This is a genomic window from Sandaracinaceae bacterium (genome assembly GCA_020633055.1).
Classification (GTDB): domain Bacteria; phylum Myxococcota_A; class Polyangia; order Polyangiales; family Houyiibacteriaceae; genus JADJJE01.
Window position 1 is genome coordinate 28,722 of record JACKEJ010000018.1, and the last position, 19,578, is coordinate 48,299.

The window sequence follows — 19,578 nt, forward strand, 5'->3', positions numbered from 1 at the left end:
CGATTTAGCAGAGCCGGAACGGCCGTGCGCGTAATTGTCCTGTAATCACGGTTGCTTTCATGTAATATTGATATTACTGAAAACACGAGCACTTGCGCGCACATACACCTACGCGGGCACCCGATGTCATGTCCTGGGGTCGGTTTCGCGGCCAGGCCATCGGGGTCATAATCGTGGGCCATGGATGTCTGGTCCCCCGCGCAGTACCTCCGCTTCGCCGCCGAGCGGCGGCTGCCGTTCGATGCGCTGGTGGCGCTCTGCGAGAGGCGCGACGGCGGGCAGGGCGTGGACCTGGGCTGCGGCACGGGCGAGCTGACCCGCGAGCTGCCCGAGCGTCTGGGGCTGCGCCATGTGCTGGGGGTGGACCTGAGCGAGGCCATGCTGGCGCGGGCTCGAGGGGAGGGCGGAGAGCCAACGGAGCTCAGCGCGTCCCAAGAGCCCGGTGCGCAGACCGCGGAGCCCAGCCCGCTTGGCGAGCCCAGCGCGCTCCCCCAGACCGTCACGTTCGCGCATTCGGACCTGGCCCAGTTCACGAGCCCCCAGCCGCTCGACCTGGTGTTCTCCAACGCGGCGCTGCACTGGGTCCCCGACCACGCCTCCGTGCTGGCCCGCCTGCGCGCGCAGCTGGCACCCGGCGGGCAGCTGGCCATCCAGCTGCCGTGCAACGGGGACCACCCGGCCTACGCGGCCATCGACGAGACCGTCCAGGAGCAGCACGCGCTCTTCCCTGGGGAGCTCCCGAGCGTGGCCTCCATCGCCAACGTGGAGACCCCCGAGCGCTACCTGAGCATCCTGCACGGCCTGGGGGCCAGCGCCGTGAACGTGCACATGCGCGTCTTTCCGCACGTGCTGGCCGAGCCGCTGCACGTGCTCGAGTGGGTGCGAGGGACGGCGCTGCACCCCTTCCGCGTTGCGCTGCCGGACGACGCAGCGTACGCCGCGTTCTTGGCTTCCTACGAGGCGCGCCTGAGGCGCACGCTGGGGCCCCCCGCCATGCCCTACCTCTTCACGTTCAAGCGCATCTTCCTGTGGGCGCGCTTCGACGAGCCCGCGGCTCTCCGATGAAGCGGCTCGAGCGCCTGCTGGACTTGGTGCACGTGCTGCAGACGGCCCACGCGCCCGTGTCGCTCGACGCGCTGCGCGAGCTGTTCCCGGACTACGCCGAGGGCAACCACGACGCGACGCGGCGCAAGTTCGAGCGCGACAAGGCCGAGCTGGCGGAGCTGGGGCTGGTGCTGCGCTACGTGGCGGACGAGGACGCCGAGCACGGCGGCCAGGGGGGCTATTGGCTGGACGCCGACGCGAGCTACCTGCCGCCCATCGAGCTGAGCGGGAAGGACCGCGCGCTGTTGGCGAGCGCGGCCCGAGCGGCCCTGGGGAGCGAGACCTCACCGCGGCGCGCGGCCCTGCGGCTGGCGCTGGCCAAGCTGGATGCGGACGCGGAGCAGGACGCCCCGCGTGCGCCGCGCGTGATGCCGGCGCGCCTGAGCGAGGAGCCCGTGAGCGACGCGCTCGAGCAGCTGAGCGATGCCCTCGCGCGGCGCAAGCGCGTGCGGCTGCGCTACCAGAAGCCCGACGCGGCGCCCACCGAGCGCGACGTGGACCCGTACGCGCTGTTCTCGAAGAGCGGCGTGTGGCACCTGTGCGGGCACGACCACCGCCGGGCCGAGACGCGCGTGTTCCGGGTGTCGCGGGTCCTGTCGCTGAGCGTGAACGACAAGAAGCCCGGGCACCCCGACTACGACATCCCCGCGAGCTTCCGCGCGGCGGACTACGCCAGCATGGACCCCCTGCGCTACGAGGTGAACGCGCCGCTCGGATGTCGGGTGCGCGTGGACCCGGAGGTGGCGTTCCTGATGCGCGCCAGCTGGGGCGAGCCCGACGCCGACGGCGTGTTCGCGCTCACCACCACCAACCTGCCGCACCTGGTGCAGCAAGTGCTGGACCTGGGGCTGCGCGCCGAGCTGCTGCACCCGCCCGAGGCGCGCGAGGTCGTGGCACGCAGGCTGCGGGCCGTGCTGGCCGCGCACGGTGAGCGCGTGGAGGGCGAGGCGTGAGCGACCTCAGCAGTGACCTCAGCCGCTTCTTGGTGCTGGTGCCGTGGCTGGCGCAGAGCGAGGACGGAGTGCCCGCGGCCGAGGTGTGTGCGCGGCTCGGCGTGACGCAGGCCGAGCTGGCCAAGCTGGTGGACCAGGTGGCCTTCGTGGGCACGCCCGACGGCAGCCCCGACGAGCTGGTGGACCTGTACCTCGAGGGCGACCGGCTGCACGTGGCGCTGCCGCAGCAGTTTACGCGCGCGCCGCGCTTCACCGCGGATGAGCTGCTGGCGCTGCTGATGGTGTTGGCCCCTCTGCGCAGCGCGCCCGTGCCCACGCTCTCGCGCGAGGCCGAGGCGCTGGCGGTGCGCCTGCTGGAGCTGGGCAGCGAGCGCGCGCGCGCGCTGGTGGCGGCGGTGGACGATGTGGTGTTCAGCGAAGGTGAGCGTAGCGAAGAGGAGGCGCACCTGGCGCTGCTGGAGCAGGCCGTGCGCGAGCACCGCGTGTGCGACGCCGAGTACTACACGGCGGGGCGCGACGCGCTCTCGCAGCGGCAGCTGCACCCCATGCTGCTCATCGAGCGGCGCGGCGCGTGGTACGTGGTGGACGACCAGCACAAGACCTTCAAGGTGGCCCGCTTCAAGCGCCTGGCCCCGAGCGACGCGCGCTTCACGCCCCCCGCCGGCTTCGACCACGAGCGCTACGTGCACGGCGAGCTCTTCGTGCCGTTCGTGGACGCGGGGGATGGCGCGCTCGGCGCGGTAGCTGGCAAGGGCGCGCTCGGGTCGAGTCTCGGCGCGGGGCCCGGCACGGGCGCGCTCGGCGGACCTGCTGACGCGGGGCAGGGCGTCGCCGAGCCTGGCGCGGCGGACGAGCCGTTGCTCCGTCTCTCGGTGCGCGGGCGGCCGCGGCTGGGGCGCGGAGGGGCCACGGCGCGACTGTTCAGTTTCATTCGCCGCGAGGGGGGCGATGTCGTGCTAGAGGGGCCGGCCCACGAGCGCGAAGCGTTCTTGGGGGAGACAAAGGCGCTCTTGGCGCGCTATGAGTTCGAGAAAGACGGTCATGGACAAGGGTGAACGGTCGCGAGCGATTGGGTGCTGGTACGGACAGCTGACGGGCGATGCCCTCGGCAGCCTGGTGGAGTTCAAGACGGCGGCGGAGATCGCCGCGGCCTACCCCGAGGGGGTGCGCGAGCTGCACGACGGCGGCACCTTCAACACGCTGGCAGGGCAGCCCACGGACGACTCCGAGATGGCGCTGGCGCTGTCCTGGTCGCTGCTGGACGAGGGCGACTTCCTCGAGGAGTCCGTCGCGCGCCACTACGTGAGCTGGGCCGCCACCGACCCCTTCGACATCGGCAACACCGTGCGCACCGCGACCGACGCGGGCCAGCGCGCGCTCGAGAACGAAGAGGACGTGGCGCCCGCCATGCGCAACGGCGCGAACCAGGCCAGCCAGGCCAACGGTGCGCTCATGCGCGTCTCGCCCATCGCCATCTTCGGGGCGCGGCGCGGCGACGAGTGGGTGGCCAAGGCCGCCATGGACGACGCCAACCTGACGCACCCGCACCCCGCGTGTCGTCACGCCAACGCCGTGTTCGCCGTGACCCTGGCGCGCGCCATCCGCGGCGAGACCGACCCGCGCGCGTTGTACTCGCAGGCGCAGGACTACGCCGCGCGCATCGACGCGCACCCCGTGGTGCGTGGCGCGCTGCGTGACGCCGAAGAGGGCCCCCCGCGCGACTTCAGCGACAAGCTGGGCTGGGTGCGCGTGGCGCTGCAGAACGCCTTCCACGTCCTGCTCACGGCCAGCTCGCTCGAAGAGGGTCTGGTGGAGACCGTGGGCCGCGGCGGCGACACGGACACCAACGCCGCCATCGTCGGCGCGCTGTTGGGCGCGGTCTACGGGGCCGGCGCCATCCCCGCGCAGTGGCGCGACTGCGTGGACGGCTGCGAGCCCGATGAAGACGAAGAGGGCGTGTTCCGCCCGCGGCCGAGCTGGCTGTGGCCCACCGGCGCCGAGGGCTTGGCGCTGTCGCTGCTGGCGTCGGGTGAAGACGTGGGTGGCGCGGACGGACGCGGTGACGGCGACGACGCGGACGACCACGACGAGTCCGACGAAGAGGCCGACGCGCGCGTGCGCGCCGAGCTGTTCGACGACGCGGACGACTGACGACGCGGCCGACTGGCGACGCGGCCGACTGGCGACGCGGCCTACTGGCGACGCGGCCGACTGAGTGCGAGGTGCGGGGGGGCCGAGGCGGCGCGAGGTGCGGGTGGTTGTCGACGCCCTGCGCGCGGTGGCACCCTTCTGAGCATGAGCTTCGGTGGATGGTCGTCGCGGGGCACGCGGTTTGCGCTGCTGTTCGTGCTGGTGTGCGGACGGACGCAGGCGGGCTGTAGCGGCGGCGGCGGGAACAGCGGCGACGCGGGGCAGGACGCGACGACCACGAGCGACGGAAGCACGCAAGACGGCGCGCAGGCGGACACCGGTTCGGGAACGGACGCTAGCGCGGACGACCAGGGCGTGCGCGACGCGGCCGCGGGGGATGGCGCGGTCGACGTGGGGACCACTGACGCCGCGATGGGCGACGCGGGCGGTGCGCTCGACGGAGGAAGCGACGCGGGTGCGGCTGCCGATGCCGGCGCCGACGCGGCGACGAGCGACGCGGGTGACACCGACCTCGGCATGCCCGGCGCGGTCACCACCTACCTGGCGCGCGCGGATGGGCGGCGTTGCCCTGCCCCCGCGTGCGGTGGGTTCTTCCTCTCGGCGGTGAACCAGGCCAGCACCACATGCGCCGACGGGAGCAGCGCGGCGGAGTGCTACGTCGCCGCCCTCGACTGGCGCCCGAGCGGACTGGGCCAGACGGACCAGTCACGCGCGCTGAGCGCGACGGGGGGCTTCCTCCTCGAAGGGCGGCTCGAGCAGCGGCGCTTCGGAACCAACGGAGTGTTCGGCATGCTGCTGGTGGACAGCGCGTGGATCGCCGAGTGGGGCACCGCCGTGACCCCACCGTCCACGGCGCCCTTCCACGCGCTCGCGCGCACACCGCTGCTGTGCCTGCTGGACCCGTGCTTCAACATCCGGGCGGACATGCTCAACGACACGGCCACGCAGAACGTGTCCGCGGCGGACCTGAGCATGTCTGGGGCCTCGGCGGCCGATCAGACGCGCGGCGCGCAGGCCCTCGAAGCGGGCACGCTGCGGGCCACCGGCACGGTGATGACGGACACCGTGCCTGGGCCGGGCGGCTTCGGCGAGACCTACCACGCGACGCAGTTCTACGTGCCACTGCCGTTCATCACGCGCCTCTGACGCGTGTGCACACGCCGCAGCGGGATGGCACCTTGCTGCCATGACTGACTTCGGTGGTGGGTGCCTACGCCGGGCACGTGCGGGGCGGTGGTGGCAAGACCGTGTGGGCGTGCTGCGCTGCAAGGCTCGGGCGCGCGAGGTGCGCGGGATAGGCGTCATCGCAGCGCTCGTCCTGGCCGCTGGTTGCGGCGGCGGCAGCGGGGCACCTGGCGACCAAGGCGCGAGCGGCGATCTCGGTGCCCCCGGTGCGTTGACGACTTACCTGGCGCGACACGACTCCCGACGCTGCGCCGCGCCTGCTTGCGGTGGGTACTTTCTGCAGGCGGTCAACCAGGACGACACGCCATGCCCCGACGGAACGCGCGCGGAAGAGTGTTACGTCGCCGAGCTGGACTGGACCACGAGCGGGCTGTCGGACGCCGACCAGGTGCGCGTCACGGGCGCGCAAGGTGGGTTCTTGCTGGATGGACGCGCGCTCACCCGCGCGTTCGGGGCAGCCGGCAACTTCGGCGTCCTCCAAGTGAGCGCCGCGTGGATCGCGGAGTGGGGTACACCGCTGGCGGTGCCTGCGGACGTGGACGTGCATGCGCTCACGCGCACTCAGCTGCTGTGCTTGCTGGACCCCTGCTTCAACATCCAGGTGGACGCGCTGGGCACGGACTACACGACGATGGTCAGCGCCGTGGACCTGAGCGCGACGGGCGCGAGCGGCGAGCAAGAGACGAACGGTCAGAGTGCCCTCGAGATGGGCGCGCTGCGCGCCGTGGGGACCATCAGCACCGACGAGGTCGCGGGCCCGGGGGGCTTCGGCGAGACCTACGACGCGCAGCAGTTCTACCTGCGGCTGCCGTTCGATCCGCTCTGAGCGCTGGCGCACGCGTGGTGCTGCGTGACACGTCGCCCGCTGTGACAGCGTGACGCGGCGGGTACTCGCGCATGGGACGCTCGGCGCGTACGCTCGCGCGCATGAAGATCGGCATCGTCCCCATCAACGTCGGCGGCCCGGAAGTGGTCGCGCAGATGATCCCCCTGGCCCAGTACGCGGAGGCCGCGGGCATCGAGTCCGTGTGGACCTTCGAGCACGCGATGGTGCCCGTGGACTACAACTCGCGCTACCCGTACGACAAGTCCGGCAAGATGCCCATCCAGCCGGAGGGCTGGTTCGTGGACCCGCTGATCGCGCTGTCGCACGTGGCCGCCGTCACCAAGACGCTGCGCCTCGGCACCGGCGTGAACATCCTGCCGCAGACCAACCCGCTGCTGCTCGCCAAGCAAGCGGCCAGCATCGACGTGCTGAGCGGCGGGCGCTTGATGCTGGGGCTCGGCATCGGTTGGCTGGAAGAGGAGTTCGTGGCCATGGGCACGCCCTTCGAGCGCCGCGGCGCGCGCTTCAACGACTACATCGCGGCCATGAAGAAGGTGTGGTCGGGCGACGTGGTGGAGCACCAGAGCGACTTCCTCTCGTGGTCCGGCTTCAAGAGCTACCCCACGCCCGCGCAGACGCCGCACCCGCCGCTGCTGGTGGGCGGCACGTCCAAGCAGGCGCTCAAGCGCGTGGCGCAGCTGGGTGACGGCTGGTACGCGCCCAGCGGCAGCCCGGAGCAGCTGGCGGGTCAGCTCGCCGAGCTGCGCACCATCGCGTCCGAGGTGGGGCGCGACTACGACACGCTCGAGATCACGGGCACGTGGCGCGTGGCCGCCCAGCCCGACGCGCTGAGCGCCTACACGGACCTGGGGGTCAGCCGGCTGATCGTGCCGCTCTTCTCGACGGGCGAGACGAACTACAAGGCCGCCATCGACGTGCTGGCCAAGGCCGCGGGGCTGTAGCGTAACGCGCGGCGCGGCTCGCCCGAGCGCGGGGTCGCCCGTGCGCTACGGCACGTCGCCTTCCCACAGCAGCCTTCGCGCGCCTGGGTTCGTCTCGGGCCTGGGCTCGCGGGCGGCGCCGCTCAGGCCGCCGGGCGGCGCGCGACGCAGCGCCCACACGCGCGCACGCAGCGGTCCGCTGGGGACCACCAAGTCCACCCGCCGGGTGCCCTGCCCGGGGGGCGGCACGCGCGTGTCCGTGCCCGCCTGCAGCACCACCCGGCCGTCGGTACCGCGATGCCCTGCGAAGCGCCGGCGCAACATGCGGGTGATGGGCGCGCCGCCACCGTCACGTGCCTCCACCTCCACCACGAGCGCGCGGAACACGTCGCCGGTGGGTACCGCGTGCCCCACGTGGGCGCGCGCCTCCAGCTCGAGCGTGAGCCGTGTGGCCGACGCGCGCCTGGCCGTGACGTGCAGCGGCGGAGGCTGGTGCCCGGACGACCACGTGTGAGCCCCGCGCGGCATGTGGCAGTCGACGCACCCCTGCCCCTCGCGCGCGGCCGCGCTCTGCTCCCACTCGCTGTACGTGGCCTGCAGCCACATGGACGGCTCGAACGCGGAGCGCGGCGCCTGCGCCAGCGTCGGGAAGTGGAACTGGTGGCACGTGGCGCACAGCGCGCGGTCGACGTCTGCGTGGGTCGGTGCCCCCGCCGCCCGCACGACCGTGTCGCCATCGACGTGACAGCTGACGCAGCCCACCGCTTGGCGTGCGCCTTCGCTCCCGGGGCCGCCCTGTGGTGCGTGGCAGTCGGCGCAGAAGGGCAGCGCCTCGGGCAGCCACTCGTCGCGGAACACGGGGTTGTCGAGGCCGCGCCCGTGGTGGCTCTGCGCGTACTGCGCGAGTTCCGTGGCATGGCACGCACCGCACGCGGCGTTGGACGTGCGCTCGTCGAGCCCTTGGTGCGCGTCGTCACGGGACGGTGTGGGCAGCGAGGACGGCGAGGCGGAGGCCACGGGAGACGCGACGGCGCGCGTGGACGCTGGTGCGAGGGAGTCCGTGTGCCCCGCGGCGGTGGGCGGCGCCGGCCGAGGCGCTGAACATGCGAGCCCGGTCGACGCGCACGCGAGCCCGAGCACGACCCGCGCGAGTGCGATACGCTCCCGGCCGCGCTCGAACGATGCGCCAGACGTGACGGAGGACAGCCACATGAAGCACGCAATCTACCTGGCGCTGGGGCTCTCGGGGGTCTTGCTGGCCTGCTCGGGCACCGAGCCCTCCGAGACTCCGTCCACCGAGCCGACGGGCGCCGGCGGCGAGCAGGCTGCGGCTGCGGAAGACACGCCAGAGCCCGTTCCCGTGGAGCCCGCCGAGACGACCACGCCCGCGCGCGCCGAAAGCGAGGTCCCCGCCGACCTGCCCCCGGCCGTCGCAGTGAACGAACGCCCGTGGCAGCCCGCGCGCGTGCCCGCCGCGCTCGCGCGTCAGGTGCAGACCCTGCTGCGCCAACGCGTGCGTGGCGCCACCGTGCGCGTGCTCGGGCCTGCGCTCCCGCCCGCCTCGGGCATCTACGCCACCGTGCTGTACCCCCCCGAGGCCTCCGAGGACGACGACCCCGACTACGCCGACTACCGTGGCGACTGCGAGCGTACGCGCCTGGTGCGTGTCGTCGGCGGCGCGGCGGGCGGCGACGGGGCGCTGCGCGTGGAGGGCGAGGTCGAGGCGGTGTGCGCAGACAGCCCGCCCACCAACGTGTTCGTGGCGGACTACGACGGCGACGGCCAGCAGGAGCTGCGGGTCAACGTGAGCATCGACATGTTCACCGACGCGGGCAGCCGCAGCGGTCCGGGCATGCCGTCCGGGTCGATGTCCATCTCCGTGTTCCTGACCGGTGAGCTGCGCACACAGGGCACCGCGTCGACGTCGGAGTCGTGGGAAGACACGGAAGGGGGCGAACCCGACCGCACCGAAGAGGCCGAGGTGGTGTTCATCGCCAGCGCGACGGAGGGGCGCCTCGACATGGTGCAGCGCGGCCTGTCGTGGGGCGCGTTCTGCGAGGCGGACGGGCCGGACGACCTGTCGGAGCAGGAGGTGGAGATGTGCGACTACCAGCGCATCGAGCGCGTGCACCGCTACGACGCCGCGGAGGACCGCTGGGTCCGCCCGACCGCGCGCTGACGTGCGTCAGGTCATGAAGCGCTGCGCGTAGCCTGCGATGGCGGCCTGCTTCGCTTCGAGCGACGTCACGCGCGCGTCGTCCATGGCCCACGGCGTGGCGATGATGCCCGTCAGCCCCGCGGCTTCGAGTGGGCCCAGCGTGGCCGCGTCGGGCTTGCCCACCAGGCCCACCAGCGCCTCCAGGGGCTCGTCGGCGCGTGTGGACTCGGCCCGCATGGCCTTCAGCTGCGTGACCGCCTCGATGGCCTTGTCGGCGGGGTACCACAGGCCCAGCCAGCCCTGGCAGTGCTCCGCCGTGCGCCGCATGGCGGCCTTGCTGCCGCCGCCACACCAGATGGGGATCTCGGCCTTGGGCGCGGGCGAGAGGATCACCTCCGGGAAGCGGATGTGCGCGCCCTCGTACGCCACGGGCTCGCCCGTCCAGAGCAGGCGCATGGCCTCCATCATCTCGTTCAGGCGCGCGCCGCGCGATGCGAAGTCCACGCCCACGATGTCGAACTCGTCCTTCATCCAGCCGGCCGAGACGCCACACACCACGCGCCCGCCGGACAGCAGCGACGCGGTGGCCACGGCCTTGGCCGCGCTGAACGGGTCGTGCAGGGGGGCGAGGTAGATGTTGGTGGCGAAGCGGATGCGCTCCGTGCGCGCGGCCATGGCGGCGATGCTCACCCACGGGTCCGGGAAGGGGATGTCCTTGGGCCAGAACATCTTCCCGTCGGGCGTGTACGGGTAGTCCGTCTGCAGCTGCGTCGGCATGACCATGCGGTCCGGCACGCAGATCCCCTCGAAGCCCGCCGCCTCGGCAGCGACGGCCAGCGCGGGCAGCTGCTCCACTTCGCGGATGAAGCCCAGGTTCAGCCAGAACTGCACGGGCTACATCATCCCCATGGCTTTGAGCTGCGCGACCAGCTGGTCCCAGCTCCAGTGCACACGCAGCGACACCAGCTTGCCCGCGTCGTTGACCTCGTAGATGCCCACCATGTCCACCACGGTCTGCTTGCCACCGCCGAGGTCGTTGGTGACCTGCAGCACGGCCGCGCAGGTGTTGGCGCACGGGATGCGCTGCGACGCGACGATGGTGAGCTTGCTGCGCCCGATAGCCTTGTCCCAGAAGCCCTCGATCGCGGCCTTGCCGCGTTGCCCGTTGCCGGAGGGGTCGAAGGGCGAGGGGCCCACCGGGTCGGCCAGGAACGCGTCGTCGTCGAAGAGGCTCAGCCAGGACTGCTTGTCGCCCGCCATCGCGAACTTGGCGGAGTTCATGCTGGCTAGCACCGCGGGGTGTGTGGTCTCGGTCATGCGCGTAGGTGTAACACCCGTTCTACGATCTCGGCCGGGGATTCCGTCCGAGCTCCCGCCATCACCCCGGCGGCGCGAGAGCACGCGTGAAGGGCGCGCCGGACCGTCAGGTTGCGCCGTCGTCGCTCAACGGGTGACCCGCCTCGGCGAAGCGCTCCGCCAGCCAGGCGTCGGCCTCGGGACGCGTCGCGAAGAGCTTCACGGGCCACGGCGACTGTCGCAGCCAGAGGATCACGGTGAGGCTCGCTCGCGCGATGGGGTCGGGCGCGACATACGCTTGACCCACGGCCCGTCCGGTCAGCAGCGGCGCCACCGTCTGCAGTGAGTGCGCGATGCGTCGCCGGTTGCGCGCGAACGACGAGACCACGGCGGTGACGTCGACCAGCAGCGCCACCGGCCCCGTCGTGTTCGCCGCCACGTCGCGATAGTACGCCTCGAGGTGCGCGAACTCCGCGTCCAGCTCTTCGTAGGTGTACGCGGCTGGGAACGTCAGCGTGACGAAGGGGGCGCGTCGTGTGTCGAGCCAGTGCGCCATGATCGACTCTAGCCGGCCGCTTCGGCGAAGCGCTCGCTCAGCCACGCCTCGGCTTCGGCGCGCGTGGCGAAGAGCTTCACGGGCCACGGGGACTGCCGTAGCCACAGGACGGCGGTGAGCCCGCCGCGCGCGATGGGGTTGCTGATGGCGTAGGCCTGCCCCACGGCGCGTGCCTTGAGCAGCGGCTCCACGCTTGCGAGGGAGTCCACGATGCGCTTGCGGTTGCGCGCCGAGCTCTTGGACACGGCCGTCGCGTCCACCAAGAGGCCCACGGGGCCCGTGGTCTTGGCGGCCACCTCGGCGTAGTACGCCTCCAGGTAGCAGAACTCCGCGTCGAGCTGCTCGTAGGTGTAAGTCGACGGGAAGGTGAACGTGACGAAGGGCGCTCGTCGGATGTCGAGCCAGTGCGCCATGGCGCCAGCATAGCGCACTCATGTCCCCGCCTGGGGAGCGCTTCGTGGGGCGGGCGCGTGCGTGTCGCCATGGAGTGCGCGCGCGCGGCTGCACCCCGCCCGAGCCCGTGGCGGTGCCGCGCCGAACGGTGTACCCAAGGGCATGGAACCCCGACTCAACTTCGTGACCTTGGTGGTGGCCGACCTCGACCGCGCGCGGCGCTTCTACGTCGAGGGCCTCGGCTGGCCCGCCGCGTTCGCGGGCGACGATGTGCTCATGATCCATGTGGGCGCCAAGCTGGTGCTCTCGTTGTGGACTGAGGCCGGCGCCCGCGAGGAGATCGGCGAGGTCACCCGCGCTGGGACGCTGCCCTTCACGCTGTCGCACAACGTGAGTGCGCCCGCCGAGGTGGATGCGGCGCTCGACAGCGCGCGGGCCGCCGGCGCCGAGGTACACGACGCGCAGCAGCGCGCTTGGGGCGGCTACAGCGGCTACTTCGTGGACCCGGACGGCTTCCGCTGGGAGGTGGCGCACAACCCGTTCCCGGTGGGCGACGTGATGATCCCGTAGCCGAACGCGCTCACTTGCGCGGCTTGCGGCTGGGACGTGTGGGTGGGGGCGGCGCGGCCTGCGTAGGCCCGGGCGCGCGGCCTTGCAGCTCGTCGAGGTAGTCGCCCAAGCGGTCGAAGCTGCCTTCCCAGAAGCGGCGGTAGGTGTCGGTCCAGTTCGCGACGGCCTCGAGCGGCTCGGGCGTGAGCGTGCATGGGCGCCACTGCGCCTCGCGGCCTTGATGGATGAGCCCCGCGCGCTCCAGCACGCGCAGGTGCTTGGAGATGGCGGGGGCGCTCATGCTGAACGGCGCGGACAGCTCCTTCACCGTGGCCGAGCCCTCCGCCAAGCGCGCCAATATGGCGCGGCGCGTGGGGTCTGCGAGGGCTGCGAAGGTGGTGCTCAGCGGGTCGGCGTGCACGCTCACATCCCCCGCAAGTGCGCGGCCAGCTTGTCGAGCGTCTGGAAGCCGTACTCCACCGCGCCGAACCCGATCTTCTGGTCGCGCTGCGCCTTCGTGGGGTGCAGCTGGCGCAGGGTGAGCACGGTCTTGCCGTTGCTCTGCGCGTCGAAGGTGATGGTGGTGCGGAAGCGGCCGGGGTCTTCGTCCTGGTCGGTGCCGTGGTCGAACACGAGGCGCTCGGGTGGCGTGATCTCGAGGAACACCATGCGGTTGTCGTAGCGGGTGCCGTCGGGGCCTTCGAACATGAAGCGCCAGCGCCCGCCCACGCGCACGTCGAGCTCCTCCGTGGTCACCGTGAAGCCGCTCGGCCCGAACCAGCGGGGGAGGTGCTCGGGGTTTGTCCACGCCTCGAAGACGAGCTCGCGGGGCGCATCGAACACGCGTGTGATGACGATCTCTCGGTCCATGGCCCAGTCGTGTGCGGTGGTCGTGTGGCTCATGTCGTGCTCTCTCGTAGTTTTCTGATTGGTTAATTATCGCATCGGTTAATCACACGTAGAGCGCCTTCGGTCAAGGCCGATTTCCATCCGCGCGTCCCGGCCAGGCCCGTCGAGGTTGACGATGAATGCATGAGCATGCATATACATGATCATGCACGCAGATGCCTTCCAGACCCTTGCCGACCCGACGCGTCGTCGCATCGTCGAGGTCCTTCGCAGTGGCGAGCAGCAAGTGGGCGACGTCGTCGCAAAGGCGGGCATCCACCAGTCCGGCGTGTCGCGGCACCTGCGCATCCTCTCGGAGTCGGGCTTCGTCTCGATGCGGCCCGACGGGCAGCGGCGCCTCTACGCGCTCCGGCCCGAGCGCTTCCGCGAGCTGGATGCGTGGCTCGCGCCCTACCGGGACCTCTGGGAGGCCCGGCTCGACCGCTTCGGCGCGGCGGTCGAGGCGAAGCAACGAGCGGCCGACCGCAAGAGCAACAGGAGCAAGCAGCCATGAGCCGAGAAGACGCACGACGAGGAGCCCAGACCGTCATCGAGCGCCGCTACCGCGCGAGCCTCGCGGACGTGTGGGACCTGTGGACCACCAAGGACGGCTTCGAGTCGTGGTGGGGGCCGCAGGGGTTCCGCACCGAGGTGCACGAGCTGGACGCGCGCGCGGGCGGCGCGCTCCACTACGACATGATCGCGGACACGCCGGAGATGGTGGCCGCCATGAACGAGATGGGGCAGCCCACCTCGCACCCGACGCACTCGCGCTTCACCGTAGTGGAGCCCCGCACGCGCCTGGTGCTCACCAACGTCATCGACTTCCTGCCGGGCGTGGCCACGTACGAGAGCCGCATCGAAGCCGTGTTCACGGAAGAGGGCGAGGCCGTGCGCATGGTGCTCACCCTCGACGCGCTGCACGACGCGGAGTGGACGCAGCGCCAGCTGGAGGGGATGAGCAGTCAGCTCACCAAGCTGGACGAGCGCTTTGGGAGCGCGGAGCACGCGGGGTAGGCGAGGGGCCAGCGCGTCGACGCGAGACGCGGTCCGGAGCGGGAAGAGACTAGGCGAGGAGGATGACGATGAACGGAACGACCCTACGGCACGAGACGCTCACGTTCGTGCGCGAGTACGCAGCGACACCCGACGTGGTGTTCTCGGCCTACGAGGACATCGACTCGCGAGCGCGCTGGAGCGCGCCTTCGGACACTGCCGTGGTGACGTACACCGCACACGACTTCCGCGCGGGCGGTGTGGACACGTTTCGCTGCGGCGACAAGCAGGAGCCGCAGTACGACGGCGAGGTCCGCTACGTGGACATCGTCCCAGATGCGCGGATCGTCTACTCCGAGATCATCCGTGCGGCTGGGGCGCCCCTCTCCGCGTCGCTCGTGACGTGGACCTTTGCCTCGCGGGCGAACGGCACGCGGCTCGAGGTGACGGTTCAGCTGGCGTCCTTCGTCGGCGAGGACATGGTCGCCGGAACTCGCGTCGGAATGAACGCGGCGCTGGACAACCTCGGCGCGCAGCTGAGGACGTGAGTCCTCGCGTGTGTTTCAGCGGCGCCGTGCTCTTGCGCGCGCGGCGAGCCTGCGCACGAGAAGGAGCGCTCCGAGGAGAGCGCCGACTGCCCATGGGGCCGTGGCCCAGCGCTAGTCCGTACATGCGGGCGTGCGCCATCGCGGGTAGGTGCGACGGCACTCAGAAGGGCTCCATCGCATCGCCCAACAACGTCGTGACGCGGCATACCCCGCCAGGGTCGGAGCTCACCTCCAGCTCGAGTCGGCCAACCACCTGCCGGTCGCGCATCCCAATCACCCCTGTCACCGTCGAGCCGTAGCCTGGGAGTGGGCTCGAGCACACGTACGATACGCGCCACTCACACGGGCCAAGAAGGGTGAGACCGCCCTCGCACCAGGTGTCGACGGCGAAGTTGTTCTCGAACGGGAAGGTCACAAGCTGAGTGTCAGGGCTCACCCCCGCGCAGCCCTCCGGCTCCTCGAGGAGCACTCGCAAGGGTGTGTCGTAGCTACCGGGCGGGGCGCACGACTCAGAGGCGTCGGTGGGGATCTCCGCGTCCAAGGGGTCAGGTGCGTCGCTTGCAGCGTCCAAGGGAGCGTTCGCGTCGAGGTGCAGTCCGCCATCGTCGGTCCCGCTCGGCGCGTCGTCGGCGTTCCGGTGAGACAAATAGCACCCGGGCGCGGAGACGAACGCGAGACCAACCAACACGCTGACTGCGCTTCGGGCTTTGCGGCCGCAAGGGGATGAGACCCTCCGTTGCATGGGGACACACTAGCGAGAGGGGAGTGGCTCTGGCAACTGGCCCCGACCGTCGCACGACCATTCTTTGCGTCGCGGCGTCTGGGCTGCGTAGCGGACCTCAGCGCGCGCCCACGCTCGCGCGCCACCCGACGCCGTCGGGGTAGTCGGGCTGTGGGATGAACGGCTGGTATCCGGCGACTGGGCAACGCGGGCTGAGCGCATCCAAGAGCCGCAGGCGCTCGCCATCGAAGGTGTAGGCGAAGCGTGCCCTGTGCTCCGTGGTCGGTGTCCAGCGCTCGCCGCGCTCCTCGAGGTCCATGAGCTCGAACAAGCCCGGGCCCCGCTCCTGCCGCTCTTCCACGCACAGCTCGGTGCGGCCATCGCCGTCGAGGTCCAGCACCACATGGCCCTGCACGACGACCTGCGTGCCGGCGTCGTAGACCTCGTGGTCCCACTGCGTGAACAGCGCGACGGGCCGCACGCGGCAACAGCGGCCATCGTCCGTTTGGCCCGCGTCGACGCCCGCGACCACGCCGCGGTACCGGCCGTACATGCCGTCGTGCTCGAAACCACGTGTCACCAGGCCGAGCAGCAGCACCTCGCCGCCCACGATGAGCTGCGACGTCACGGGCAACACGCAGCGCGCCGAGCCGTCAGGCAGGGTCTCCGCGTCCTGCACGTCGTTGGTGTGACACAGCGCGCCGTTTCCGTGCTCGGCCGAGAGCCCCTCCGGCACGAACACGAGGCTGTCCTCGTACGCGCTCATCGGCGGCCACTCCAGCGCGTAGCGTTCGGGGACGTGCGCGCGCGCGGCTGAGGGCGTGACGGCGACCGTCGATGGCGTGGCTTGCGAGCCCCTCGAGCACGACGCGCTCAGGAGGCAGGCCAGGAGCGCAAGCGGTGGGGAGACCTTCATGGTGCGCCGAACGAAGCGCATGGCCCCGCGTGTTCCCTTGCACATCGGATACTGCCTGGCGCCCACCGTGGGTCCAGCGCCATGCGTCGAGGACCGTTCACTGTCCAGCACGACGTCGTGTCGCGGCGGCCCGCGCCTACTCCGCGTCCCAACCGGAGATGAACGACGGGGGCACCGTCTCGGTCAGCCAGACCTCGTTGGGCGTGACGAAGAACACGTGCCCCGCGGCGCGCATCGCGCGGGCATTGACGGACAAGATGACGGGCTTGCCCCGCCGGCCGCCCACGGCGCGCGCGGTGGCTTCGTCCTTCGAGAGGTGCACGTGGTGGCGCTCCATGCGCAGCAGGCCTGTCTCGCGGATGGCCGGCAGGAAGCGCGACGCCGTGCCGTGGAAGAGCACGTCGGGCGGCTCGGCGGGCTCGTAGCCGAGGTCCACGGCGGTGGTGTGCCCCTGGCTCGCGCGGATGCGCTGACCATCCTCCGACAGGGCGAAGCGCTGCTTGGGGCTCGTGGCCACCACGTCGTCAAGCTCGGCGCGCGTCAGGTGGCGGCCGTGCCGAGCGGACGCGTCGAGCAGGACGTCGACCTCGACCCAGCCCGCTGCGTCGAGCGTGATGCCCACCGCGCCGGGCTCGTGGCGCAGCACGTAGCTGAGGAACTTGCTGATGGCGGTGCGGTGCTTGTCGTCCATGGGTGCATCCCCTGTGGCGCGACCATAGCCAGCGCAAGGGCCGGGCGTCGACACCGAGATCAAAGGAACATGCGCGCGGCTGCGTACCGGCTCCAACACGATGTGCTTCGTCACGTCCCGTTCTGCTCAGCTAGCGGTCGGGGTGCGGCACCTCGCCGCGCGCCAGCATGTCGACGAACTGGGCGATGCGCCGCGCGCGCGTCTCGGGGCGCTTGGCGTCCTGCACGCGGTACAGGATGGCGAAGCGGTTGGCGCTGCTCACGGTGGCGAAGAACTCCCGCGCGGCGCGGTTGGCCTCGAGGGCGCGCGCGAGGTCGGGGTGCACCTCCATCTTGGCGGGGCCGGCGTAGGCCGCGTCCCAGCGCCCATCGCGCTTCGCCGCCTCCACCTGGGCCAGCCCGGCCGGCGCCATCTCGCCCGCCGCGATGAGCTTCTCCACCACGTCGCGGTTGATCTGCGACCACTTGCTGCGCGCCCGGCGGGGCGTGAAGCGAATGGTGTAGTACTGCTCGTCCAGCCCGTGCTTGAGGCCGTCTATCCAGCCGAACGCGATCGCGTGGTCGCGCGCCTCCTCGTACGTGATGGACGGCAGGCCGCTGCCCTTCTTGGCGAACTTCACCCACAGGGTCTCACCCGCTTCGTGGTGGCGCGATAGCCAGGCGCGCCAGTCTCGCACGGTGGCGAACGCGCGCATGGGGGCGCCTTCGTGTTGCTCTTCGTCAGTCTTCTTGCGGGGCATCGGTCCTGCTCGCTCGGGCCGTCGTCACGCGCACGCGCACGGCCTACCGGTTTTTCCGCCGCGCGCTGCGGGCGGCCTTGCGCTTGCCCTTCTTTTCCTGGCTGGCCGCCTTGCCTTGCGTGGCCGTCTTGGACGTCGGCTGCGGGAGGCCCGGAACGGGGAACGACGCCGGGAGCGGCATGCTGCTCATGGACTGCATGAACGCTTCGAGGCCTTCCTGGGACTGCACGTCGAAGCCCGCCTCGGCGCCAGCCATGACCATGGACTTGGCCATGCCGAAGTTGCCGGGGTTCGAGAGCGCCGCCTCCAGCTTCTTCACCGCGTCGCCGCCCAGCACGGCCAGGCACGCGTCGGCCTGCTTCAGCCCGAGCTCGCGCTTGAGGAACGTGTAGAACGCACGCAGCGTGTCCACGACCCAGCTCGCCTCCGACGGCTCGATGCTGACCTTGCGTGGGAAGAGCTGGAACACCACGCGGCGCAGGTCCGCGGCGCCCAAGGAGGCGACCGTGTGGCCCAGGTAGTTGGCCGCGAAGTCCATCAGGAAGCGGCACGCGTGCGGGTCCTCGACGTCCTGCGCCTCGGGGGCGGCGGCGAAGCGCTCCATCAGCGCGTCTTCCAGCGCCTGCCGCCTGTGGTCGTCCATGGGCTCGTGTCGGGCGAGCGCGGCCAAGTCCGCGAGCAGGTCGTGCGATGCGTCGAACACGAGCGGCGTCCGCGCGTAGGGCGTGCGCAGCGTGACCTCGACCTCGCCCTCGGCGGTGCTCACCGTCAACGTGCGGGCAAAGGGCTCACCCCCCGCCCAGGCCTTCTTCAGCGCCTTCTTCTCGGCGAGCACCTGGGTGAGCGCCAGCGCGAGGGCCTCGACCATGGTGACCTGTTCGCTCTCGGGCGGCCCCGCGATCAGCTCCTCGTCGAGCGACATCAGCAGCGGGTAGGCGCTGCTGGTAGCGACCTCCCAGCCGTGCGCGGTGGCCTCCTTCACCAGCGCGGGCTGCAGCACGGCGCGGCGCTCGTAGCTCAGGACCAAGTGCTCCGGCAGCTCCGGCGCTTCGCCGCGCTCCATGGCGTCCGCCCCGTCGAGGTAGGCCTCGAAGTCGTCCAAGCTGGAGAACAGGATGAGCCCAAAGCTCTGGCCCGCCTGGCCGATGACCGACAGGGCTCCGTCGCGCACGTCGAAGCGCTCGATGGTGACCGCGAACAAGGTCTGGTCGTCGGGCACCACCTTCCACGGCTTGGCGCGATAGAGCGCGGCAGCGGCCGTGAAGAACGCCCCCATCGCCTCCGCCGTGATGTCCCACGCGAGGAAGGACGGCTCCTGTGCGCCTGGGTCGCCCGTTGCCTGGCCCAGCGACTCGCGCATCGCCGCCAGCACGTCGTCCAGCTCGGGGGTCGGCGCGCACACCACGTCGAGCCCCGGATGGCCTGCGCGCAGGGCGTCCGCCAGCTCGGGTGAAGCCACCCGCACGCGCGTCGGAGCGTGCGGCTCGCCGAACATCGTGTTTTCGATGGTGCTCGCCAAGCTGTCGCTGGCCATGCGCAGGAGCTCGTCCGGCTTGGTGAGCTGCGAGCCCAGCAGCGCGCCCTCGGCGCCCATCCAGAACAGCGCTTCGGGTCGATACGGCTCCCCGCCGGGATCCGCGACGTAGCTGGGCAACGTGATGGTGCCGCCGATCCATTCGATGCTGGCGGTCTTCTTCGGGCCGGTCCGGCCGCGGGGAGTGGTCTGCTTGCGGGTCATGGCTTGTTCTCGAGGAGGAGGTCGGCTGCGCCGGGGGCTACTGGCCGAGCCAGGCCCGGCAGCGCGGGTCGATCTTCAGGCACATCGCGGTAAGCGCCTTTGCTGCGCCGCCGGTGAGCATGCCCTCGCCGAGGTCCTCGCTAATGTGAGCCACGAGCTCGTCGAACGCGTCCTTGTCCCCTTCGAGCACCGCCCCCGTGTCGGTGGGCGCGGAGGTCATGACCAGCAT

General features: G+C 71.3%; 25 protein-coding genes. 12 read left to right on the forward strand and 13 right to left on the reverse strand.

Features of this window, described 5'->3' with window-relative positions; genetic code table 11:
- Nucleotides 1-180 precede the first annotated feature (180 nt).
- The 7 genes from H6726_32380 (at nucleotide 181) to H6726_32410 (ending at nucleotide 7,181) form a co-directional block, all read left to right on the forward strand.
- Nucleotides 181-1,065 carry a methyltransferase domain-containing protein gene (locus tag H6726_32380; GenBank protein ID MCB9662381.1) on the forward strand — a complete coding sequence of 295 codons (885 nt, stop codon included), beginning with the start codon at nucleotides 181-183 and terminating at the stop codon, nucleotides 1,063-1,065.
- On the forward strand, nucleotides 1,062-2,057 hold the full coding sequence (locus tag H6726_32385) for a WYL domain-containing protein (GenBank protein ID MCB9662382.1): 996 nt from the start codon (nucleotides 1,062-1,064) through the stop codon (nucleotides 2,055-2,057). The genes H6726_32380 and H6726_32385 overlap by 4 nt, the downstream gene beginning before the upstream one ends.
- Nucleotides 2,054-3,112: a WYL domain-containing protein gene (locus H6726_32390; protein ID MCB9662383.1), complete on the forward strand. Its 1,059-nt coding sequence runs from the start codon at nucleotides 2,054-2,056 to the stop codon at nucleotides 3,110-3,112. Before H6726_32385 ends, H6726_32390 begins: the two co-directional genes overlap by 4 nt.
- Nucleotides 3,078-4,208, forward strand: a complete 1,131-nt coding sequence (locus tag H6726_32395) for an ADP-ribosylglycohydrolase family protein (GenBank protein ID MCB9662384.1) — start codon at nucleotides 3,078-3,080, stop codon at nucleotides 4,206-4,208. The genes H6726_32390 and H6726_32395 overlap by 35 nt, the downstream gene beginning before the upstream one ends.
- A 144-nt stretch (nucleotides 4,209-4,352) precedes the next feature.
- On the forward strand, nucleotides 4,353-5,354 hold the full coding sequence (locus H6726_32400) for a hypothetical protein (GenBank protein MCB9662385.1): 1,002 nt from the start codon (nucleotides 4,353-4,355) through the stop codon (nucleotides 5,352-5,354).
- Nucleotides 5,355-5,394: 40 nt separating this feature from the next.
- Nucleotides 5,395-6,219 carry a hypothetical protein gene (locus H6726_32405; GenBank protein ID MCB9662386.1) on the forward strand — a complete coding sequence of 275 codons (825 nt, stop codon included), beginning with the start codon at nucleotides 5,395-5,397 and terminating at the stop codon, nucleotides 6,217-6,219.
- A 101-nt stretch (nucleotides 6,220-6,320) separates the two neighbouring features.
- Nucleotides 6,321-7,181, forward strand: coding sequence for an LLM class F420-dependent oxidoreductase (locus tag H6726_32410; GenBank protein ID MCB9662387.1), 861 nt, complete (start codon nucleotides 6,321-6,323; stop codon nucleotides 7,179-7,181).
- 45 nt (nucleotides 7,182-7,226) lie between these two features.
- On the opposite strand, the gene H6726_32415 is transcribed toward H6726_32410, so the two are convergent.
- Nucleotides 7,227-8,372: a hypothetical protein gene (locus H6726_32415; protein ID MCB9662388.1), complete on the reverse strand. Its 1,146-nt coding sequence runs from the start codon at nucleotides 8,370-8,372 to the stop codon at nucleotides 7,227-7,229.
- Between H6726_32415 and H6726_32420 the strand changes: the two genes are divergently transcribed.
- Nucleotides 8,371-9,339, forward strand: coding sequence for a hypothetical protein (locus tag H6726_32420; protein MCB9662389.1), 969 nt, complete (start codon nucleotides 8,371-8,373; stop codon nucleotides 9,337-9,339). The two genes, H6726_32415 and H6726_32420, sit on opposite strands and share 2 nt — an antisense overlap.
- Before the next feature lie 6 nt (nucleotides 9,340-9,345).
- Here H6726_32420 and H6726_32425 read toward each other — a convergent pair whose 3' ends face one another.
- From H6726_32425 to H6726_32440, 4 genes are all read right to left on the reverse strand, one after another.
- The gene (locus H6726_32425; GenBank protein MCB9662390.1) at nucleotides 9,346-10,209 is read right to left on the reverse strand and encodes a TIGR03619 family F420-dependent LLM class oxidoreductase; all 864 of its coding nucleotides are present in this window, start codon (nucleotides 10,207-10,209) and stop codon (nucleotides 9,346-9,348) included.
- Nucleotides 10,210-10,212: 3 nt separating this feature from the next.
- Entirely contained in the window at nucleotides 10,213-10,635 is a 423-nt protein-coding gene (locus H6726_32430) for a nuclear transport factor 2 family protein (protein ID MCB9662391.1), read from the reverse strand.
- Nucleotides 10,636-10,741: 106 nt separating this feature from the next.
- Nucleotides 10,742-11,170, reverse strand: a complete 429-nt coding sequence (locus H6726_32435; protein MCB9662392.1) for a hypothetical protein — start codon at nucleotides 11,168-11,170, stop codon at nucleotides 10,742-10,744.
- An 8-nt stretch (nucleotides 11,171-11,178) separates the two neighbouring features.
- Entirely contained in the window at nucleotides 11,179-11,583 is a 405-nt protein-coding gene (locus H6726_32440; protein ID MCB9662393.1) for a hypothetical protein, read from the reverse strand.
- Nucleotides 11,584-11,725: 142 nt separating this feature from the next.
- Here H6726_32440 and H6726_32445 point away from each other — a divergent pair, with 142 nt between their 5' ends.
- The gene (locus H6726_32445) at nucleotides 11,726-12,133 is read left to right on the forward strand and encodes a VOC family protein (GenBank protein MCB9662394.1); all 408 of its coding nucleotides are present in this window, start codon (nucleotides 11,726-11,728) and stop codon (nucleotides 12,131-12,133) included.
- Nucleotides 12,134-12,143: 10 nt separating this feature from the next.
- Here the strand turns inward: H6726_32445 and H6726_32450 are convergent, their stop codons facing one another.
- Both H6726_32450 and H6726_32455 read right to left on the reverse strand, forming a co-directional pair.
- On the reverse strand, nucleotides 12,144-12,533 hold the full coding sequence (locus tag H6726_32450; protein ID MCB9662395.1) for a helix-turn-helix transcriptional regulator: 390 nt from the start codon (nucleotides 12,531-12,533) through the stop codon (nucleotides 12,144-12,146).
- A gap of 2 nt (nucleotides 12,534-12,535) precedes the next feature.
- Entirely contained in the window at nucleotides 12,536-13,015 is a 480-nt protein-coding gene (locus tag H6726_32455) for an SRPBCC domain-containing protein (GenBank protein ID MCB9662396.1), read from the reverse strand.
- A gap of 151 nt (nucleotides 13,016-13,166) precedes the next feature.
- Between H6726_32455 and H6726_32460 the strand changes: the two genes are divergently transcribed.
- The 3 genes from H6726_32460 to H6726_32470 all read left to right on the forward strand — a co-directional run bounded on the left by H6726_32460 (nucleotide 13,167) and on the right by H6726_32470 (nucleotide 14,544).
- Complete coding sequence (locus tag H6726_32460) at nucleotides 13,167-13,514, forward strand: winged helix-turn-helix transcriptional regulator (GenBank protein MCB9662397.1); 348 nt, start codon at nucleotides 13,167-13,169, stop codon at nucleotides 13,512-13,514.
- Nucleotides 13,511-14,017, forward strand: coding sequence for an SRPBCC domain-containing protein (locus tag H6726_32465; protein MCB9662398.1), 507 nt, complete (start codon nucleotides 13,511-13,513; stop codon nucleotides 14,015-14,017). Before H6726_32460 ends, H6726_32465 begins: the two co-directional genes overlap by 4 nt.
- A 68-nt stretch (nucleotides 14,018-14,085) precedes the next feature.
- A complete protein-coding gene (locus H6726_32470) occupies nucleotides 14,086-14,544 on the forward strand; it encodes an SRPBCC domain-containing protein (GenBank protein MCB9662399.1) in 459 nt (152 codons plus the stop codon).
- Between the two features lie 160 nt (nucleotides 14,545-14,704).
- Here the strand turns inward: H6726_32470 and H6726_32475 are convergent, their stop codons facing one another.
- From H6726_32475 to H6726_32500, 6 genes are all read right to left on the reverse strand, one after another.
- Nucleotides 14,705-15,190, reverse strand: coding sequence for a hypothetical protein (locus H6726_32475; protein ID MCB9662400.1), 486 nt, complete (start codon nucleotides 15,188-15,190; stop codon nucleotides 14,705-14,707).
- Between the two features lie 193 nt (nucleotides 15,191-15,383).
- Entirely contained in the window at nucleotides 15,384-16,202 is an 819-nt protein-coding gene (locus tag H6726_32480; GenBank protein MCB9662401.1) for a hypothetical protein, read from the reverse strand.
- 115 nt (nucleotides 16,203-16,317) lie between these two features.
- Nucleotides 16,318-16,872 carry an RNA 2'-phosphotransferase gene (locus H6726_32485; GenBank protein ID MCB9662402.1) on the reverse strand — a complete coding sequence of 185 codons (555 nt, stop codon included), beginning with the start codon at nucleotides 16,870-16,872 and terminating at the stop codon, nucleotides 16,318-16,320.
- Nucleotides 16,873-17,002: 130 nt separating this feature from the next.
- A complete protein-coding gene (locus H6726_32490) occupies nucleotides 17,003-17,611 on the reverse strand; it encodes a YdeI/OmpD-associated family protein (GenBank protein MCB9662403.1) in 609 nt (202 codons plus the stop codon).
- Nucleotides 17,612-17,654: 43 nt separating this feature from the next.
- Nucleotides 17,655-19,349, reverse strand: coding sequence for a hypothetical protein (locus tag H6726_32495; GenBank protein MCB9662404.1), 1,695 nt, complete (start codon nucleotides 19,347-19,349; stop codon nucleotides 17,655-17,657).
- 37 nt (nucleotides 19,350-19,386) lie between these two features.
- Complete coding sequence (locus tag H6726_32500; protein ID MCB9662405.1) at nucleotides 19,387-19,569, reverse strand: hypothetical protein; 183 nt, start codon at nucleotides 19,567-19,569, stop codon at nucleotides 19,387-19,389.
- Nucleotides 19,570-19,578: the final 9 nt, after the last annotated feature.

What these genes read in the sequence shown, in the direction of transcription:
- H6726_32380 (MCB9662381.1), top strand. Translation starts at nt 181, where the DNA reads ATGGATGTCTGGTCCCCCGCGCAGTACCTCCGCTTCGCCGCCGAGCGG.
- H6726_32385 (MCB9662382.1), top strand. Translation starts at nt 1,062, where the DNA reads ATGAAGCGGCTCGAGCGCCTGCTGGACTTGGTGCACGTGCTGCAGACG.
- H6726_32395 (MCB9662384.1), top strand. Translation starts at nt 3,078, where the DNA reads ATGAGTTCGAGAAAGACGGTCATGGACAAGGGTGAACGGTCGCGAGCG.
- H6726_32400 (MCB9662385.1), top strand. Translation starts at nt 4,353, where the DNA reads ATGAGCTTCGGTGGATGGTCGTCGCGGGGCACGCGGTTTGCGCTGCTG.
- H6726_32405 (MCB9662386.1), top strand. Translation starts at nt 5,395, where the DNA reads ATGACTGACTTCGGTGGTGGGTGCCTACGCCGGGCACGTGCGGGGCGG.
- H6726_32410 (MCB9662387.1), top strand. Translation starts at nt 6,321, where the DNA reads ATGAAGATCGGCATCGTCCCCATCAACGTCGGCGGCCCGGAAGTGGTC.
- H6726_32420 (MCB9662389.1), top strand. Translation starts at nt 8,371, where the DNA reads ATGAAGCACGCAATCTACCTGGCGCTGGGGCTCTCGGGGGTCTTGCTG.
- H6726_32415 (MCB9662388.1), bottom strand. Translation starts at nt 8,372, where the DNA reads ATGTGGCTGTCCTCCGTCACGTCTGGCGCATCGTTCGAGCGCGGCCGG.
- H6726_32430 (MCB9662391.1), bottom strand. Translation starts at nt 10,635, where the DNA reads ATGACCGAGACCACACACCCCGCGGTGCTAGCCAGCATGAACTCCGCC.
- H6726_32435 (MCB9662392.1), bottom strand. Translation starts at nt 11,170, where the DNA reads ATGGCGCACTGGCTCGACACACGACGCGCCCCCTTCGTCACGCTGACG.
- H6726_32440 (MCB9662393.1), bottom strand. Translation starts at nt 11,583, where the DNA reads ATGGCGCACTGGCTCGACATCCGACGAGCGCCCTTCGTCACGTTCACC.
- H6726_32445 (MCB9662394.1), top strand. Translation starts at nt 11,726, where the DNA reads ATGGAACCCCGACTCAACTTCGTGACCTTGGTGGTGGCCGACCTCGAC.
- H6726_32455 (MCB9662396.1), bottom strand. Translation starts at nt 13,015, where the DNA reads ATGAGCCACACGACCACCGCACACGACTGGGCCATGGACCGAGAGATC.
- H6726_32460 (MCB9662397.1), top strand. Translation starts at nt 13,167, where the DNA reads ATGCACGCAGATGCCTTCCAGACCCTTGCCGACCCGACGCGTCGTCGC.
- H6726_32465 (MCB9662398.1), top strand. Translation starts at nt 13,511, where the DNA reads ATGAGCCGAGAAGACGCACGACGAGGAGCCCAGACCGTCATCGAGCGC.
- H6726_32470 (MCB9662399.1), top strand. Translation starts at nt 14,086, where the DNA reads ATGAACGGAACGACCCTACGGCACGAGACGCTCACGTTCGTGCGCGAG.
- H6726_32480 (MCB9662401.1), bottom strand. Translation starts at nt 16,202, where the DNA reads ATGCGCTTCGTTCGGCGCACCATGAAGGTCTCCCCACCGCTTGCGCTC.
- H6726_32485 (MCB9662402.1), bottom strand. Translation starts at nt 16,872, where the DNA reads ATGGACGACAAGCACCGCACCGCCATCAGCAAGTTCCTCAGCTACGTG.
- H6726_32490 (MCB9662403.1), bottom strand. Translation starts at nt 17,611, where the DNA reads ATGCCCCGCAAGAAGACTGACGAAGAGCAACACGAAGGCGCCCCCATG.
- H6726_32495 (MCB9662404.1), bottom strand. Translation starts at nt 19,349, where the DNA reads ATGACCCGCAAGCAGACCACTCCCCGCGGCCGGACCGGCCCGAAGAAG.
- H6726_32500 (MCB9662405.1), bottom strand. Translation starts at nt 19,569, where the DNA reads ATGACCTCCGCGCCCACCGACACGGGGGCGGTGCTCGAAGGGGACAAG.